Origin of the sequence: Sphingorhabdus sp. (assembly GCF_044239005.1) — a bacterium.
GTDB lineage: Bacteria > Pseudomonadota > Alphaproteobacteria > Sphingomonadales > Sphingomonadaceae > Sphingorhabdus_B.
Genome location: NZ_JBIICH010000012.1, coordinates 13,253 through 30,272, shown reverse-complemented (window position 1 = coordinate 30,272; position 17,020 = coordinate 13,253). Strand labels below are relative to the sequence as shown.

Below are 17,020 nucleotides of genomic sequence, written 5' to 3'. Positions count from 1 at the left end.
TCACCACGCAGAAAATCGATGATATCCTTGTTGTTCTTGTCGATAACCCGCCCGTTAATGCGCTGTCATGGCATGTCCGGCAGGGGCTGAAAGACGGTTTTGAGCTGGCACTTGCCGACGACTCGGTTAAAGCGATTGTGCTGCGTTGCGCGGGATCAACCTTCATTGCAGGCGCCGACATCACCGAATTTGGAAAGGCTCCGCAAGGGCCTGATTTCAATGCGGTGCTCAACATGATTGAAGCTGCGCATAAGCCTGTCGTCGCTGCAATCCATGGGACGGCGCTTGGTGGGGGATTGGAAACCGCGCTTGTCTGCCATTACCGCATTGCGGTGCCATCGGCCCGGCTTGGCGTTCCAGAGGTAAAGCTTGGCCTGCTGCCGGGTGCGGGCGGCACGCAGCGGCTTCCTCGTGTCGTGGGGATTGAGGCTGCCGCAACCATGTGCGCACTTGGGGAGCATTTGCCCGCCGCTAAGGCCGCGGCAATTGGCCTCGTCGACAGGCTTGCCGGCGAAGATAGTCTGGCGGAAGATGCCATCGCTTATGCACGTGAATTGATTTCTGCCGGTCCTCGGCCAACCCGCGACCGGCCTCTTACTGGCGATGTCGGCGTCATTGAACAGTTGAAGGCGGCCAATGCCAAAAAATGGCGCGGCTTTGATGCGCCTTACGCCAATCTGGCGTGCGTTGAGGCCGCGACACGCCTGCCATTTGACGAAGGCATGAAATTCGAACGCACGGAATTTCTTAAGCTGATGGGCGGTTCGCAATCGGCTGCACAGCGCCACATGTTCTTTGCCGAACGACAGGCCGCGAAAATTGACGGACTGCCCAAGGATTTGGCCCTGCGCGCCATTAAGAAAGTCGGTGTCATTGGCGCAGGCACCATGGGCGGCGGCATATCGATGAATTTCCTGTCCAAGGGGATCCCCGTGACCATCGTCGAAATGGTTAAGGAAAATCTGGATCGCGGCGTGGGTGTCATCCGCAAAAATTACGAAAATAGTTCTGCCAAGGGCCGCTTCACGACTGAACAAGTTGAGGGCATGATGGGTCTGTTGACGCCGTCACTCGCGCTTGAGGACCTCGCAGATTGCGACCTTGTGATCGAAGCGGTGTATGAGAGCATGGATGTCAAGAAAGAGGTGTTTGGCAAGCTTGATGCCATTTGTAAGCCCGGTGCAATTTTGGCGTCGAACACGTCCTATCTCGATGTCGATGAAATCGCCGATAGCACCTCGCGTCCCCAGGATGTGGTTGGAATGCATTTCTTCTCGCCCGCCAATGTCATGAAATTGCTGGAGGTCGTCCGCGGCGCAAAGACTGCGGATGACGTGCTCGCAACCGCGATGGCCATCGGCAAGAAAATTGGCAAAGTCGCGGTGGTCGCCGGTGTCTGTCACGGCTTTATTGGCAACCGGATGCTGTCAACGCGCCAACAGCCAGCGATGCAATTATTATTGGAAGGCGCAACGCCGGCGCAAATAGACAAGGTCCATACCGATTTTGGCATGCCCATGGGGCCATTCCAGATGAGCGATCTCGCTGGCCTCGATATTGGCTGGCACCGCGACCCAAGCCGCATTGAAACGATCCGTGACGCGTTGTGCGCTGCCGGCCGTTTTGGTCAGAAAAACGGCAAGGGCTTTTACGATTATGATGAAAAGCGCGTCGGTACCCCAAGTGCTGAGGCGCTCGCTATCATTGAAGAGTTCCGGTCGACATCTAACTTGCCGAAACGCGAGATCAGCGATCAGGAGATTGTCGAGCGGACACTCTATCCGATGGTCAATGAGGGCTACAAAATACTTCAGGAAGGCAAAGCCCAGCGTCCATCCGATATCGATGTGGTCTGGATCTATGGCTATGGCTGGCCCATTTACCGCGGCGGCCCCATGTTCTGGGGCGACCTTGAAGGTGCTGGCAAGATCGTCGAAGCACTTGAGCGGCACGGCGTTGCGGTGGCAGAAAGCCTGAAGGCCAAGGCGTAAGCTCTAAGAGCCGATCAACAGTAATGCGTGCGAACGGTTGTCGCGAGCGGCGGCCGTTTGCACCTTATTGCGCAGCTAATAATCGCGAACCCCTTGCCATGAACTTTATTGTGCATGGCGATGGGTGCCCGAGTGTCGGGGGCGGGATATAATATCCGCGATATCAAACATATTTGTTTCAGGATGTTTGTCGTCAGGCGGTTATCACATGCCGAAAACGACTGTCTGGTGGCCAAGAAGACTCGAACAAGTTATATAAGTATTTATTTTAAAAATATTATTTTACGTATGAACTATAATATGCCCCCAAATATGCCCCCAAATGTAAGTGGCTTGAACTAAAGCGCTTGTCGCATTGATGTTGTTCAACTTACTCGGCACTACAACCAATCCTCGTCAATAATCGGCTTCAATTCGTTTACCTGCACGACGGCTTCCCTTGCCGCTTTGTAGCCGAACATAGCGTTTAGTTCTCGGATGGCAGCAATCCGTTCAGACGGCTTGATGGCTTCGGATAACGCGATACCCCTCAAAACCTCTTCAGACTGACGGCGGGACCAACAGACTGATTCGGCATCGGCTTTTCGCAATTCGGCAATCCTTATGGTGATTTTAGGGTCTGCCATCAGCCGGGAAGCACTGACTGCAATTGCCCCAGCCGTCGAACTTGGCTTCGTATTGTAAGCGTCACGATACGCATCTGATTGGCTTCTGCCTGCAAGCAGTGCTTGGCAAAAAGCCTCCTGTTTGACTGTAATCATGGTGATAATTTTTACACTATTTCGCGGCGTATTGCCATTGGGTTGCTCGCAATCGGTTTTGGTGGCATTGTTATTAAGCCACAGATGGGTTCGAAAATCAGTTGGGCGCATATGAAACACAGCTTAAAAATAGTAACTCTGGGACTTTCGCTTCTCTTGGCGAATGGCGGCAATGCCTATGCGCAGGAAAAGGAAGACAAACGACTGCCTTGGCGAATTTCTCAAGAAAGACTTCCAATTTCAGTCACGCCAAAACAGTTAGAGGCTTGCTTTTTGAGGCAATCCGGTCGTGATTTTCTCGCCAATGTTTATCCATTAGACGATGGCAAAGGTGTTGGAATAGATTTTGGAGTGGATGGTGGCCTATTCCGAGAAAGAGAATTTTATGGTGGCGTAAAAATATACGATAAGCATATAGATATAGTGTATCGAAGGCCATTGTCGGCAAAACGGATTTACAAACAAGTCTATAAGTATGCAGATTTTTGTATTCCAAAAGACGTGCAATCTTGGCCGCCTCCCAAATGACCTTGCACTCATCCAGCGTTTCCCTTGACGCATTGATAATGCGGGACCTAGGCATTGGTTTTTGAAATTCGTCACTCTGCGGAAGCATTGGGGTCGTAATCACCCGCGGCTGGAAAACCTCTAGGAGGACCCAATCGCAGCACGGCAATCCTCTTCTGGCTTCCAACGGGGCGTTGTATCTACTCTATGCAGACCAGTGGGGCCGTCCCGTCATCGTATTTTAATCAATCCAGACAACCCCTGCACTTCTGCGACAGAGGTAGTCGCCTGTTTTTCGATTGTTATGACACCCTTGGGCATTCAAGCCGCCTGAGTGCGCAAACGACGGTATCGTCACACTAGGCAGGAGCAAAGCAGCAATCAAAAGGTGTTTCATTGTGGTTTTGGCCTTTCAATTAAGCCATTTACACGTAGCCTAACATTAAGCTTCGGCAACCCTCGTAATTTTCTTCACGCAGCTAATTGTCAGCCTTCCAAAAAGCTATCATCCAAATCAACCTTGATAAGCTTCCATGTTACAACGCCGCGTCTCTCAAAAACCAGCGCCAAACCTGCCTGCTGTGTTTGAGTGTTAGTGAGGTTGACCCTGAACCTGTCTGAATTAACCCACTCGTAGTCATATTCAATGTTAGGGTTCGTTGAACTGTCGCTGCCTTTTGCATCATTTGGCTTGGAACCCCTTATGACGGCTGCAAGACCTTCCGGCGTGACGTAGGCATCAACTGCTCTGTCAACAATTGCAGGCACCATCATCATGCCCAAGCCAGCAAACGGATTATCCTTCATTTCTGGGTCAGAATTAAGCTTCTGCATCATGGCAGCCGACATCTGAGATTTCAGGCTATCCCGGACAGCAGGAAAATCAACATTTGCTTCAATCTGGTCTGCATCTCCGCTTACAGCGGCCGCCTTCAAATTGCTGGCCGCGAGGTAGGGTGACCCAGCGTAAGCGCCTCCTCCAATTAGAAGCACCGCAACGGCAACAAGAACCAGCTTTTTCATTTTTTAGCTCCTCGCTTGTAAAAATCACCAACTGTTGAGAGTGCGAACATTGGAAGGGAATTCGCTTTCGAAGCTGCTTGGCACAGGACCTTCGGAATTCACCCCCGGCTCGCACCAAAATCCCAGTTGCGGGTCTCTTTGGGTGCCGCCAGCTTTGTTAACGGCGTCCATGTTGGCGTTCAGAACCCGCGCTGTCATGCCACAGTTTTCCATGTTGCCGTTGTCCATCATATTCCCATTGAACGTGGCCACAAGCAAGCGCGTCTGTTGTTCAAGTGGGGAGTTACGATACAGGGTGGCCGAATTTTCAGTAATGGGCGCCTGCGTTGGTGTCGAAAGATTAGAACAAGACGCTAACATAATTGTCACGAACCCGCAAAAGGTGGTCTTTTCAAAGACTATCGGCACCATATCAACTCCCCCTTACACTGACACAATTTGAATTTATCTTGCCTGGTATTTCCTTAATGTGGCTTCTGCCTTAGCAGCCGCTTTATCAGCGGCTTCAACTGCTTTATCGGCGGCTTCCATCATTTCGTCGGCAGTCAATTGATAGATTTTTGGGTCTTTTGTGATATTATATTCCACTACGGTCAGACCAAATTCACCGGCTATCAATGCGCAATGGTGTTTGTCGCGTAATGCAGCCCCATATGAATTATCAGCGTCGTATGTAATCATTACCTTCTGGATTGGCACGACCCGCGTTTTATTGTCGGTCAATTTCTCCTCGCGTAACAGCTTCGGCAGAATGTATTCGGTCCTTGCAGCTGACACTTCAGTTTCATCCGTCCATGAATAAGTGTCGATAATTTTTAGGCTGCTCGGTGATTTAAGGCTGCTTTCCAAATCTGCCCGGCAAGTTTTCACGGCCTCACTGTCAGCGCTTCTGTAAACAGCCATAAAAGCCAACATGCTTATCGAAGCACAGATGATAATAACTTTTTTGCGAAGCATGTGCCAATCTCCCCTTGCTACGGATTTCGGGCGGGCGAACGAGTGTCATCAAATCCTTAAGCCATCGAAGTTTCAAAAGCCAACACCCAATGCGACCTCTTCCTAATGACCGATTTCTGAAATAGGATAAAATAATATGGCTAAGCGACAGACAATTTAAGCGGCCATCAATATCAAATACTCTGATGAGAGAGATTAAGTCATGAAGTTTTATCATAAACCCGTAATTGCAATTTTCATTGCATCTTTAATCCCTTCTGCCCCCGCAATTGCGGCCCGAGATGCAAGTTTCATCGCCAAAGTTAGTCGAACAAAGCAAAAGATAAATGAGAGCGCAGATGCCGCTTTTGTTAAATCCATGTCAGAGAAAGGAACCGAGATTATGCGAGCAGGCATCTTCCCGGCCCAGGTAAGAGATGCATCTAAGTGGGGGTATTTAGGCTTCAGTTTAGGGGTGTGCCCTGCAACAAATTCGCAAATCGCAAATTGGCTTGCAGCGTTCGATAAACTCTCAATCTCCAAAAGTTTTGCTGGGTCTGATGTAGTCAAAACTTTTTACGATATAGGCATCAGAGCGCTCTCTGAAGGCAGAACGGATGACACATTGTCAAGCCTTACCAGCGCAGAAAAAGACGAGTTCTGTCGTGTGGAAATGGCAGCGGTGAGTGAGGTCATTAGCGAGCTTGGATGAACCCTAATCGCTTGGCACCAGCAATCTAAATTTGATTGTATGTTATCAGGTGTCTGAATAGCCCCTAGATTTCTGGACGCCTTCTTTCCTAAATTTGAGGTAAGGAGACGAAGATGAGCAATGTGAATTAGAAAAGAGCATTGACGAGCTCAAAAGGGCCGCGGCTGGTCTACCCTAATGCCCCATTTTTGATTGCGGATATCAAATTTGGTTTGATGACAGACGATAAAAACGTTGTTCTTGGGGCATACCCTACGCGGTAATTCGTTCGGAGTTCAACTTCATGTTCTGCGACCGTCCGCACCGCTTGCCCATAAGGCGGCCTTGGGGCTTTATGCGCTCAAGTTCGAGCGCCGCCCCCGCCGTCGGGCAAGTGCCTTTGACGACATAACCGACAACCGTCGCAAGGTTTACCAGATATAGCGCAGGATTTTGTTCGTGCGCCTTTGCAGTGCCCCCAATTCGGGTCGTTTTGATTGTCCCCTTTTTATATGGGCGGCCAGATATGTGCTCTATCCATCGTTGCACCCGTTGCCCTTGCCAGATGTAACCGGCCGGTAAGTGCAACAAGATATGCACATGCCCTCCAATAACTGCGCCATGCTCCCGCGACCAAATATAGGCGATTTCGCTACCTGTCGCTTTTCGCACATGGTCGCGCAATAGCGTTAGCAGTCTGCCAATGGCTTTCACCGCGTCGGCGTCCGATATACCTTGCCGCTCCAGCCGGACGGTCAAGTGTCGCGTTAGGGGCTTGCCGATTGTTAGTACATATTGTGCTGCTGTCATCAGGTCTTGGGCTTGTCGCAGTGTCAGATAATCGCTTGTTACCGTCGTTCGATTGCCAGCCCCGCCATGCCGCAACAATGGCTGCTTCCCGTTAAGTAGGCGCACACGAATAACTATAGCTTAAAATGCAAGGGCCATGCCAAAGCAGGAAAACGGCTGGAATGCCGGCGTTAGGCGTAATGCCCCAGTTAGCCAGCCGCCAATGACAAAATTGCGTCATTTGTTTGGTTTCCTAATGGATTAGCGGGGATACTCCCCCAAAGCGTTCCCATGTTCAAGCGCACAAGGGGGAACAACTGGTTTCAGGTAAAAAAGGGGAGTGACGTAAAAGCCACCCCCTCAATTTATCGGAATGCACCTAACGGCTGGTAAGCGCCGCTGGGTCGATTGTGGCAAGAAATGCCCCCAATGCCTTGTGCAGTTCGGGAAGGGCGTTCAGCGGTATCGTAACGCCTTGCTTTGTCGGCTTCAAAGCCTCGCCATCAGGATACCATTTGCGGAAATTTGCAAAGGTCTTTCCGTTGTGCTGGTTAATCTGCACTAGCACCGTATCGCCGCGCTGGGGGAGGGATAGCAGGGTTTGAGCGTTCATCCTGCACTCCCTTCGCTATAGCGTTCATACGCGGCGTTTACGGGCAGGGCAGATAGGACGGGGACGCAACTATCACCCGTCGCTGCGTTATCCTGAAACGGCCTCCCCTCGCACGCGTTTGGAACCTTACCGGCAACGAAGGCGACCGCCTCCACGTTTGGCATTGAGCGCCAGTTATCGGGAAGCCGTGCCGCTTCTTTTGCTGCCAGCCAAGCGGCGGCATTGCCGTGCAAAGGCCGAAACGCCCAAAGCGCACAATGGACGACCGGACAGGTCGCCGTTTGCTGTCTCCAGTTACCGGCTGCCTCGGTGTCATAGGTGCAATCTCTGCATTTGCTGGCTATCGCCTGCCTTGGCGAAGTTGCGCGGCCTTTCATGCCGCACCGCCGATAATCTGGCAGGGGGTATGCAACACATAGCGACCGTGCCAGCCGCCATCATGGGGTTCGCGCAATGTCTCGATTGTCAGCCCATAATCATGGCGCAAGGTGTGGACATAAGCCCCCAGCCGATATGCCCAGCTTGATAACTCCAAAGCCGTCACGCCCCTGCGGCCAGCCCGTATCAATGCCGCCAATGCGCGCTTTGGCTGTCGTGCGCTTACTGCAATACGTCCGGTCGGTGTATCGACCGTCAAAGCATTTTGCTTGCCCTTGTTGTGGCTTTCGGAGTAGTTAACGCGAGTTGCTTTGCCGCAAAGCTTTGTGACGGTCTGGAGGCTGGACGCGTTGCTGCGCGGTCCAGCCTCATTTGTTTCGCAGTATAGCTTTGTCATGCTGCACCCCCTGACAGCTTCGCAAGCCATGCTTCAGCATCGGCAACGCGTATGCGGGTAGATGCACCAATTTTGATGGTCCGTAGTAGCCCAGCGTTTCTCTGTCTGTACAAAGCCGTATGCGATATTTGGTAACGCTCTTTGAATTGAGCTACCGTCAATAATTCCTGTTTCATAAAAAATCCTTTATAAGAAGTAACCGGTCCAAAAACGAACCGGCATTGCAGAGAACGCTTAATCGTTCGCTGCAATTACATATTATGTCTGAACAAGGATATCTGCGCTAGTAGCGACAATAGTTTGTCCACAGCCTATCATCGAAAAGGTTTGCATATAGCTTATCGACGAAAAAAGTAATTTTATAAATGTAAAAAGGATTTTACTACTTAAATACTTAAAATCTATAATTTCGTTCTTTCTGCATTAAAGGGCAGGACTATCGCGCCGGTTTTCAGCGTATCCAGATAGTCGCTCCACCATTGCATCATCAGCACTCGTTCATCCCAATATGTGCCACGGTTATAGATATCCCGAATGGCGTCTGCGTCCTTATGGGCGAGTGCCTTTTCGATGGCGTCCTTGTTCCATTGGCCTGTCTCGTTGAGGAATGTTGAAGCCGTTGTGCGAAAGCCGTGCGGTGTCACTTCATCGGAGCCAAAGCCCATACGCTTGTATGCCTGATTAAGCGTGTTTTCGCTTATCGGTCCTTTTTTGCCTTGGCCTCGGAACATATACTCCAGCCCCCCGCTATGGCGCTCCAGTTCGCGCAACAGGCTAACGGCTTGGGTAGATAATGGCACGGCATGGGGCTTCCGCATTTTCGTGCGTTCGGCTGGGATAAGCCATACGCACTTGTCGAAGTCTATTTCCTGCCAATGGCCCAGCCGTAATTCGCCCGGTCTAAGCATAACATGGGGAAGCAACTGCACTGCAATCTGCACTATGGCTTGTCCGGTATAGGTGTCGGCTGCACGCAAAAATTCGCCCATGCGCTCGGGGTTCAATATCGCTTCCCTATGCTTGACCTTGGGAGCCGACAGGTTGCCGGACAAAAGGCGCGCTGGGTCGTCGTTGCACTTGCCGATGCCTACCCCATAACGAAATACTCGGCTGGCAAAGGCACGTGTGCATTTGGCAGTCTGCCGGTGCCCTTTAGCCTCTAACTTCCGCAATGCCGCCATCAGTTCAATCGACTTGATGTCGCCAAGGGGTGTGTTGCCGAGCGTTGGCGTCAGGTGCGACATATAGAAATATTGCTTTTTAATCGTCGCCTGAGCCTTGCCTTCGTTCTGATATTTGACGCGAATGTAATCGGTCGCCACTTCGGCAAAGGTATGCCCCGCGTTGACCTTGCGTTCCAAACGTTCCAGCCGCCTTTCGCGCACTGGGTCGATACCTTCTTGCACCTGCTTGCGATATGCATCCCGCTTGCTTCTTGCATCTGTCAAAGTCGTTTCGGGATACGCGCCCAGCGCCAAGCGTTTTTCTTTGCCACCTATCCGGTATTTGAAATACCATAGCTTTGACCCCCTTGGGGTTATTTCCAGATAAAGCCCCTTTTCGTCAGCCTTGCGGTAAGACTTATCAAGCGGTTGCAGCGCTGCAATCTGCAAAACTGTTAGTGGCATAAATCCCCCAAAGTTCGATTTAGCGATATGCCCCCAAATATGCCCCCAAAAGAGACGGGCTAGGGAAGAACAAAAGGGAACACCTAACGCTAGATAGGAACAATAATTGGCAGAAAAGCGTTATTTTTGCAAGATGTTTGGGAATAACGAAAAACAGCCAAAAACGGCTGTCTGGTGCGGCCAAGAAGACTCGAACTTCCACGGGCTTTCGCCCACAACGACCTCAACGTTGCGCGTCTACCAATTCCGCCATGGCCGCACGCGCCTCGACAGGTAGGAGGGGGCCACTAGCAAAGCCCGTTGGCCGGCGCAACAGGCTTTATCGGTTTAGAAATGCCCGGGGCATTGTCGCAAATCGGCACAGGATGAAACTTGGCCGGCGATTGGCCGTATTTTCCGGCAATGGCGCGGCCAATTACCTTCATCAACTCTTGCCTATATTGGCAAATGGATCGTTTTTTATGGGCATGATTTGCACCACAGTCCTTTTGGCTGCCGTAGCAGCTGCACCTGCTGTGGTCGCGCAAAGCATGGCAAAACAGGATCTCCAAATCAGTGTGCGTGAAGATGGCCGACGCGATATCGGCGCATCGTTTGATGTTGGACTATTTCCGGCGCAGTTTGAACACCGCATGTTGCGCCAGTAGGTTGGCGAAGCGGTCGGCGCGCGGCTTGTTTCCAGACAGAAACCACTGGCCTTCAATCTCGATATTCCGTTCGTGTAACAAGCTTCGGAAATCGTCGATGGTCACATGGTGGATATTGGGTGTGTCGTACCAGAGGTGTGGAAGTTGCTTGGTCACGGGCATGCGTCCGCCGAACATATGGGCAAAACGGATGCGCCACTGCGCAAAGTTGGGGAAGGAGACAAATGCCTCACGCCCGATCCGGACCAAATGGTCAAGAACCAGATCCGGTCTTTTGGTCGTCTGCAATGTCTGGCTGAGAATGGCATAATCAAAGCTGCCGTCCGGATATTCCGCCAAATCGGTATCGGCGTCGCCTTGAATGACGGATAGGCCCCGGGATACTGAGGTCGCAACATCGTGCGCATTCAGCTCAAGACCGCGGGCATCGACATTTTTGGTATCACGCAACGCCGCCATCAACTGCCCGTCACCGCATCCAACATCAAGCACACGTGCCCCCGCGCGGACTTCGCGGGCGATGATGGCAAGGTCAGGGCGGAGCGCGCTCATGATTGCTCTCCTGCGCGCAAGAAACCATCCACGATGCGGTTCATCTCGGGCGCTTCCAGCAAGAAGGCATCATGGCCAAAGGGGCTTGATAGCTCAACGAAACTGACCGCAGCGCCCGCAGCGTTCAACGCATGGACAATGCGCCGCGATTCTGCGGTCGGGTACAACCAGTCACTGTCGAAACTTATCAGGCAAAAGCGCGTCTTTGTCCCTGCAAATGCCCGCGCCAGAATGCCGTCATGCGGTTCGGCGAGGTCAAAATAGTCCATCGCGCGTGTGATGTAGAGATAGCTGTTGGCATCAAAGCGGTCGACAAAGCTAAGACCCTGATAACGCAAATAGCTTTCCACCTGAAAATCGGCATCAAATCCGAAGCTTTTGGCATCGCGGTTTTGCAGGCGGCGGCCAAATTTCTCTGTGAGGCCTGCCTCCGAAAGATAGGTGATGTGCGCGGCCATACGGGCAACGGCGAGGCCCGATGATGGTGCCTCATGGCCATAATAGCCCCCATTGTTCCAACGCGGGTCGGCCATAATCGCCTGACGCCCAACCTCGTGAAAGGCGATATTCTGCGCGGAGTGACGGGCAGTAGACGCAATCACGACCGCAGACTTCACCCGCTCGGGATATAAGGCTGCCCAGCTTAACGCCTGCATGCCGCCCATCGATCCGCCAACGACGGCCTCAAGCGTTTCGATGCCCAGATGGTCAAGCAAGAGCGCCTGCGCGCGCACCATGTCGGGGATGGTGATGACCGGAAAGCCCATCGCGTAGGCGGCGCCCGTTGTGGGGTCGATGCTGGCGGGGCCTGAAGAGCCCATGCAACTGCCCATGACGTTGATGCTGATGATACAATGCCGTGCGGGGTCGATGGGCTTGCCTGCCCCGACCATACGCGTCCACCAACCGTCCTTGCCGGTCATAGGATGCGTGGACGCCACATATTGGTCGCCGGTCAGCGCGTGGCAGATGAGAATGGCGTTCGATTTATCGGCGTTTAATGCGCCATAGGTTTCATACGCGATGTCGACAGGCGCAAATTCCGCGCCGCTGTCCAGTCGCACTGGTCCCAGCAGGCGTGCCTTCTTATCCAGACCGAAACGCGTATCTTCTTGCATAAGCAACGCCATATCAGCGTGGCCGTGCGAAACAATAGAAACTCTTTAATCTGCATTGGCCAAATAGGGCGAGCGTTGCGCTTCGCTGCTTGCGCCGCTATGGCCACGGGCATGAACACGCCTACCGCCAAACCATGGATCGAAGCCATCAGCGCCTATACCCCCGGCAAAGCAAAGTCGGATGATGGACGGGTGCTGATAAAATTATCCGCGAACGAAAATCCGCTTGGCTGCAGCCCGCATGCGGCCGCGGCGCTTGTCGATAAAGGCGCGTCACTTGCGCGGTATCCTGACCCTGCCAGCACTGCGCTGCGCGAGGCATTGGGCGCAGCCTATGAAGTCGACAGCGACCTGATCGTTTGCGGTACGGGTTCTGACGAACTGCTGAACCTGATCGCCATGGGCTATGCCGGCGCTGGCGATGATATCATTTATGTCCGCTACGGCTTTTCGGTGTACGACATCGCCGCGCGGAAAACCGCTGCCAATGTGATTGTCGCCCCCGATAAGGATTATGGCACGGACGTGGATGCGTTGCTGGCGTTGGTGACGGATAAGACACGCGTTGTTTTTGTCGCAAATCCCAATAACCCGACCGGTACTTATTGCAGCGACGCCGAAATCGCACGGCTTCATGCTGGCCTACCCGGCAACTGCGTCCTTGTTTTGGACCAAGCCTATGGCGAATATCTTGAGGATGATGGTCCTGCCGCGCTGGAGCTTGCACGCCAGCATGACAATGTCCTGATTACGCGCACATTTTCCAAAATCTATGGCCTTGCGGCAGAACGCATTGGCTGGTGCTATGGCCAGCCGGGCCTGATCGCGACGCTCAATCGCGTGCGTGCGCCGTTCAATGTCACCGCTGCAGGGCAAGCCGCAGCGATTGCCGCGCTTGGCGATACAGATTTCGTGACGCGCAGCCGCCAGCATAATGCCGAATGGCGTGACTGGATGGCAGCGGAATGTGCGGCATTGTCGAACCATGGCCTGAAAGTCATCCCGTCGTGGGCGAACTTCCTGATGATATTGTTTGAAGGCAATTGCAGTGCGGAAGCGGCTTATAATGGTCTTATGGCCGAAGGCTATATCGTGCGCTGGTTGCCGGGTCAGGGCCTTGGCAGTGGGCTGCGGATTACGATTGGTACCGAGGATGAAAATCGCGGTGTCATGGCGGCGTTGCGCAAGATTTTGGAAGCGCACGCCTGATGCTGCCATTTGCGCGTTTAACGGTGATCGGGCTTGGGCTCATTGGCTCGTCCGTCGCCCGTGCCGTAAAGGCGCAGATGCCATCGGTGCGGATTACCGGCCATGATGCCGATCCGCTTGTCCGTGCGCGTGCGGTCGAATTGGGCATATGCGACGATGTCACCGATACTGCGGGCGCGTCGGTCATGGACGCCGACCTTGTCATTTTATGCGTGCCGGTAGGTGCCATGGGGGCAGTCGCGGCGGACTTCGCGTCCGACCTGCCTGCCGATGCCATCGTCAGTGACGTCGGCTCATGTAAGCAAAGCGTCGCGGACGCGCTTGCGGCTGTTCTGCCCAACGCGATGATCATTCCCGCCCATCCTGTTGCGGGTACGGAAAAAAGCGGGCCGGATGCAGGTTTTGCAACCTTGTTCAAAGGCCGCTGGTGCATATTGACGCCGCCCGAAAATGCGCCAGAGGCAGCTGTCGAGCGCTTGCGCAATTTTTGGCAGCGCCTTGGCGCGGATGTCGAAATCATGGATGCGCGCCACCATGATATGGTGTTGGCGGTCACCAGCCATCTGCCGCATCTTATCGCTTATACGATTGTCGGAACCGCCGATGATCTTGAAGGCGTGACGCAAAGCGAAGTTATCAAATATTCCGCCGGTGGTTTCCGCGATTTCACCCGCATCGCTGCATCCGATCCCGTCATGTGGCGCGACGTGTTCCTATCGAACAAGGACGCTGTGCTTGAAATGCTTCAACGTTTTTCGGAAGACTTAAGCGTCCTGCAACGCGCCATCCGGTACGACAAAGGCGAAGAGCTGGAGGCATTGTTCAGCCGCACGCGTGACATCCGGCGGTCGATTGTCGAACAGGGCCAAGATGACGACGCGCCCGACTTTGGACGCAAGCATTAATTCAGCGCGTTAATCGCGGCATGCACCCGCGCTTCAATGTCTTCGCGCGGAAGCCCCGTGGGCAGTTCTTCGCCTACTTTGTAGGTAATCGTACCCGATTTCCAGATGCCGGTCTTGCGCGGGCTTAAGGTGCCGCTGTTGACCGCAATCGGCACGACGGGCAAGTTTATGAGCTTATACAATCCGGCAAATCCCGATTGCAGCGGCGGTTGGCTGCCCGGCGCGACGCGCGTGCCTTCCGGGAAAATCACAATGGGCCGCCCGTCTGCGATCATCTTTTTCGCCAAACCGAGCATCGCGCGCAATGCGGACGCGCCGCCGTTGCGGTCAACGGGTATCATGCCATAAGCGCGCGCGGCGGGACCCCAAAAGGGAATGTCGAACAGCTCTTTTTTGGTGACCACGGCGGGCTTGTTAAACATACGCGGCATGTCGATCGTCTCAAACATGCTTTCATGCTTGATCGCATAGAGCACGGGCTTGTGTGGCAAGTGGCCCTCAATTTTAATCGTGATGCCCAAAATGCGGCGGTAGCAGGCATATTGCCAGCGCGACCAGCCGCGCACCGCCCATTGCATCAGCGGAATGGAAAACCACTGCGCGAAAAACGCTGTGGCCACGAAAAACACCGATCCCGTGTAGAAAATGGCAATATATAAAGCAGATCGGATCAACGCGATCATCGGTTACATGCCCAGCAGCGACGCGACAGCCCGCAACCAATATTTATTATATTCTTTGAACAGCGCGCCCAGCGACGGGTGGGTCGATACGGCATCATTGGTGACAGCCACATTGCCGGACAATTCCCTGTCGAGTTCAAAGCGCGCGCGTCGCATATGCCAATCATGCGTAATAAGCCGCAAACTGGTCACTTTGTTCCGTTTTGCCCATGCTGCCGTTTCCAATGCGTTCGATCGGGTGTCGACCGACTGGAAACCCAGATCGATGCAGCATTTGAAATATTTCGACGAACCCGGATATTGCGCGGCAAGCTCCCGCGGTTTCACATCGCGGTCGACCCCGGAAATCAGCATTTTTTGCGACTGCCCCGATGCCAATATCTCAAGCCCACGGTCAATCCGGTTCGGCCCGCCCGTTAGCACAACGACGGCGTCGGTTGGGGTGATTGCCGCGGGTTGCGGCAAAAGCAACGCAAACCAGGCGAAGCCAAGCATCCAGACAAGCAATATAAAAGCAATGGACCGTCTGATCATAACATTCTCTTCAACGCCGAAATCACCGTCATACGCGCCATAAGCATGGCAAGCGCCATTACGGCAAGCGGAATGAGCGCAAGGATCGCCCAGCCATAATATGGAAAGTGCGCGCCAGACAAAAGCCCGGGCTCAACCGCCGCGAACCGGCCACCCACGGTAATGATAACAACCGCTGCCACAATGAAGCCCACGATCCCGCCGAGCAACGCATCCAAGGCAACGCGGCGTTGGAACAGGCGCGCGGCCTGAACATCGGTGCCGCCCATCATGTGCATAATCTCTATCGTTTCCCGATGGGTATTCAGCGTGCTTCGGACCGCCAAAATCACGACAGCCGACGTGGCGACCAGCAGTAAAAGGAACACGGCCGCCGCCAGCCATAGCAGCGCGCGCATGAGTTCGAAAAACGGCGCCATCCAGCTGCTGTGCGAATCCACCCGGATATTGGGCGCAACCGAACGCAGCGTTGACTGTAAGCGGGTCAGCGTTTCGGCAGTGGGTTCAGAGGCGAAGCGCACATCCACCAACGCCGGTACGGGTACATCTGCGTCAATAACGCCCGTGCCCAGCCATGGTTCCAGCAAAGCCCGCACTTGCGCATCCGGCACGGGCTTCACCTCTGCAATGCTGTCCAGCTTGCGCAGCGCGCGGGTGACCGCTGCACGTTGCGCTGCGCGCTGTGCAGGGTCTGACTCGATGATTTGGACCGTCACTTGCCGTGCGAGATCCTGACCACCTTGGCGCGCGGCCTCAGTAAGCGTCAGCCCACCTGCCGCCACCAGCAACGTCAGAAACAACATGATGGCAATCACCCATGGCATCGGCCCCGATAAGCGGCCTTCGGGGATGAGCTTGCGGTCATGCGCGGGAAGGGCAAAATCCAGCAGCATCAGTTGTCCAAAACCAATGGCCGTGGCGGGTGACGCAGGGACCCGGTGGGATCAGACAAGCGGCCTTTGTCGAGCCGCATCATCTGCGCGCCTTCAATCTCTTGCAGCAAATGGATGTCGTGCGTTGCGACCACAACGGTGGTCCCCAGCTTGTTCAGCGCAGCAAACAGCTGCAGCAACCGGCGGGCCATTTCCGGATCGACATTTCCCGTCGGTTCGTCCGCCACAAGCAGTTCAGGGCGGCCAATGACCGCGCGGGCAATCGCGACCCGTTGCTGTTCACCGCCCGAAAGCGTCGCAGGCCTTGCTTCTGCCCGTTCGGTCAGGCCAATCCACGCCAACATTTCGGCGACTGGGCCGCGTAAATCCTTTTCCTGAACGCCGGCAATGCGCAGCGGCAGGGCGATATTGTCGAAGGTCGACAAATGCGGAACCAAACGGAAATCTTGGAAAACGACACCAATCCGGCGTCGAAGCCCCGGCAAGCGGTCGCGCGGCAAGGTACTGGCGTCATGCCCGAACATGCGGATTGCACCCCGGCTTGGGCGGTGCGCGAGATATAATAATTTCAGCAAAGATGTCTTGCCCGCACCCGATGCGCCGGTCAGGAAATGGAAGCTTCCCGGGTACAAAGTAAAGCTGAGGTCGGTGAGTGTTTCCACCCCCGCTCCGTATCTTAACCCCACATTGTCGAATTCTACCACGCTCTGCATCAATGCGACAAATGCCACAAACGGCATGACGGGGCAAAGGCTATTCATGCGA

Annotated in this window: 21 protein-coding genes and 1 tRNA gene; 5 read left to right on the top strand and 17 right to left on the bottom strand. The window is 53.9% G+C overall.

Going from position 1 to position 17,020, the window contains the following annotated elements; all coding sequences use genetic code 11:
- The coding region (locus ACILQA_RS01980) for a 3-hydroxyacyl-CoA dehydrogenase NAD-binding domain-containing protein (RefSeq protein WP_395628175.1) at positions 1-1,991 on the top strand (1,991 nt) is incomplete at its 5' end.
- 380 nt (positions 1,992-2,371) lie between these two features.
- Here the strand turns inward: ACILQA_RS01980 and ACILQA_RS01975 are convergent.
- Positions 2,372-2,863 (bottom strand): hypothetical protein, encoded by a 492-nt coding sequence (locus tag ACILQA_RS01975; protein WP_395628174.1) that lies wholly within the window; start codon positions 2,861-2,863, stop codon positions 2,372-2,374.
- Here ACILQA_RS01975 and ACILQA_RS01970 point away from each other — a divergent pair, their 5' ends adjacent.
- Positions 2,864-3,280 (top strand): hypothetical protein, encoded by a 417-nt coding sequence (locus ACILQA_RS01970; protein ID WP_395628173.1) that lies wholly within the window; start codon positions 2,864-2,866, stop codon positions 3,278-3,280.
- A gap of 220 nt (positions 3,281-3,500) precedes the next feature.
- Here ACILQA_RS01970 and ACILQA_RS01965 read toward each other — a convergent pair whose 3' ends face one another.
- From ACILQA_RS01965 to ACILQA_RS01950, 4 genes are all read right to left on the bottom strand, one after another.
- On the bottom strand, positions 3,501-3,656 hold the full coding sequence (locus tag ACILQA_RS01965; RefSeq protein ID WP_395628172.1) for a YHYH domain-containing protein: 156 nt from the start codon (positions 3,654-3,656) through the stop codon (positions 3,501-3,503).
- Between the two features lie 89 nt (positions 3,657-3,745).
- Positions 3,746-4,282: a DUF2939 domain-containing protein gene (locus tag ACILQA_RS01960; RefSeq protein ID WP_395628171.1), complete on the bottom strand. Its 537-nt coding sequence runs from the start codon at positions 4,280-4,282 to the stop codon at positions 3,746-3,748.
- 24 nt (positions 4,283-4,306) lie between these two features.
- Positions 4,307-4,693 (bottom strand): hypothetical protein, encoded by a 387-nt coding sequence (locus ACILQA_RS01955; protein WP_395628170.1) that lies wholly within the window; start codon positions 4,691-4,693, stop codon positions 4,307-4,309.
- Positions 4,694-4,726: 33 nt separating this feature from the next.
- Positions 4,727-5,239 (bottom strand): hypothetical protein, encoded by a 513-nt coding sequence (locus ACILQA_RS01950; protein ID WP_395628169.1) that lies wholly within the window; start codon positions 5,237-5,239, stop codon positions 4,727-4,729.
- A 202-nt stretch (positions 5,240-5,441) separates the two neighbouring features.
- Here ACILQA_RS01950 and ACILQA_RS01945 point away from each other — a divergent pair, with 202 nt between their 5' ends.
- The gene (locus ACILQA_RS01945) at positions 5,442-5,930 is read left to right on the top strand and encodes a hypothetical protein (protein WP_395628168.1); all 489 of its coding nucleotides are present in this window, start codon (positions 5,442-5,444) and stop codon (positions 5,928-5,930) included.
- A gap of 252 nt (positions 5,931-6,182) precedes the next feature.
- On the opposite strand, the gene ACILQA_RS01940 is transcribed toward ACILQA_RS01945, so the two are convergent.
- From ACILQA_RS01940 to ACILQA_RS01905, 8 genes are all read right to left on the bottom strand, one after another.
- A complete protein-coding gene (locus ACILQA_RS01940; RefSeq protein WP_395628167.1) occupies positions 6,183-6,719 on the bottom strand; it encodes a hypothetical protein in 537 nt (178 codons plus the stop codon).
- A gap of 358 nt (positions 6,720-7,077) precedes the next feature.
- A complete protein-coding gene (locus ACILQA_RS01935; protein WP_395628166.1) occupies positions 7,078-7,311 on the bottom strand; it encodes a transcriptional coactivator p15/PC4 family protein in 234 nt (77 codons plus the stop codon).
- Positions 7,312-7,684: 373 nt separating this feature from the next.
- Positions 7,685-8,086: a hypothetical protein gene (locus tag ACILQA_RS01930; protein WP_395628165.1), complete on the bottom strand. Its 402-nt coding sequence runs from the start codon at positions 8,084-8,086 to the stop codon at positions 7,685-7,687.
- Positions 8,083-8,262: a helix-turn-helix transcriptional regulator gene (locus tag ACILQA_RS01925; RefSeq protein WP_395628164.1), complete on the bottom strand. Its 180-nt coding sequence runs from the start codon at positions 8,260-8,262 to the stop codon at positions 8,083-8,085. Before ACILQA_RS01925 ends, ACILQA_RS01930 begins: the two co-directional genes overlap by 4 nt.
- A gap of 225 nt (positions 8,263-8,487) precedes the next feature.
- Positions 8,488-9,714 (bottom strand): tyrosine-type recombinase/integrase, encoded by a 1,227-nt coding sequence (locus ACILQA_RS01920; protein WP_395628163.1) that lies wholly within the window; start codon positions 9,712-9,714, stop codon positions 8,488-8,490.
- A gap of 172 nt (positions 9,715-9,886) precedes the next feature.
- Positions 9,887-9,973: transfer RNA gene (locus tag ACILQA_RS01915), tRNA-Leu, on the bottom strand.
- Between the two features lie 346 nt (positions 9,974-10,319).
- Positions 10,320-10,913: a methionine biosynthesis protein MetW gene (gene metW / locus ACILQA_RS01910; protein ID WP_395628162.1), complete on the bottom strand. Its 594-nt coding sequence runs from the start codon at positions 10,911-10,913 to the stop codon at positions 10,320-10,322.
- The gene (locus ACILQA_RS01905) at positions 10,910-12,031 is read right to left on the bottom strand and encodes a homoserine O-acetyltransferase (protein WP_395628161.1); all 1,122 of its coding nucleotides are present in this window, start codon (positions 12,029-12,031) and stop codon (positions 10,910-10,912) included. Before ACILQA_RS01905 ends, metW begins: the two co-directional genes overlap by 4 nt.
- A 111-nt stretch (positions 12,032-12,142) precedes the next feature.
- Between ACILQA_RS01905 and hisC the strand changes: the two genes are divergently transcribed.
- Both hisC and ACILQA_RS01895 read left to right on the top strand, forming a co-directional pair.
- Positions 12,143-13,240, top strand: a complete 1,098-nt coding sequence (gene hisC / locus ACILQA_RS01900; RefSeq protein ID WP_395628160.1) for a histidinol-phosphate transaminase — start codon at positions 12,143-12,145, stop codon at positions 13,238-13,240.
- Entirely contained in the window at positions 13,240-14,145 is a 906-nt protein-coding gene (locus ACILQA_RS01895) for a prephenate/arogenate dehydrogenase family protein (protein WP_395628159.1), read from the top strand. The genes hisC and ACILQA_RS01895 overlap by 1 nt, the downstream gene beginning before the upstream one ends.
- Here ACILQA_RS01895 and ACILQA_RS01890 read toward each other — a convergent pair.
- Genes ACILQA_RS01890 through ftsE form a run of 4 tightly spaced genes read right to left on the bottom strand, consistent with a single transcriptional unit; the run spans position 14,142 to position 16,968 of the window.
- Complete coding sequence (locus ACILQA_RS01890) at positions 14,142-14,828, bottom strand: lysophospholipid acyltransferase family protein (RefSeq protein WP_395628158.1); 687 nt, start codon at positions 14,826-14,828, stop codon at positions 14,142-14,144. The genes ACILQA_RS01895 and ACILQA_RS01890 overlap by 4 nt on opposite strands.
- Before the next feature lie 3 nt (positions 14,829-14,831).
- A complete protein-coding gene (locus tag ACILQA_RS01885) occupies positions 14,832-15,362 on the bottom strand; it encodes a YdcF family protein (protein WP_395628157.1) in 531 nt (176 codons plus the stop codon).
- Complete coding sequence (locus ACILQA_RS01880) at positions 15,359-16,255, bottom strand: cell division protein FtsX (RefSeq protein WP_395628156.1); 897 nt, start codon at positions 16,253-16,255, stop codon at positions 15,359-15,361. Before ACILQA_RS01880 ends, ACILQA_RS01885 begins: the two co-directional genes overlap by 4 nt.
- Positions 16,255-16,968 carry a cell division ATP-binding protein FtsE gene (ftsE, locus tag ACILQA_RS01875; protein WP_395628177.1) on the bottom strand — a complete coding sequence of 238 codons (714 nt, stop codon included), beginning with the start codon at positions 16,966-16,968 and terminating at the stop codon, positions 16,255-16,257. The genes ACILQA_RS01880 and ftsE overlap by 1 nt, the downstream gene beginning before the upstream one ends.
- Positions 16,969-17,020 lie beyond the last annotated feature (52 nt).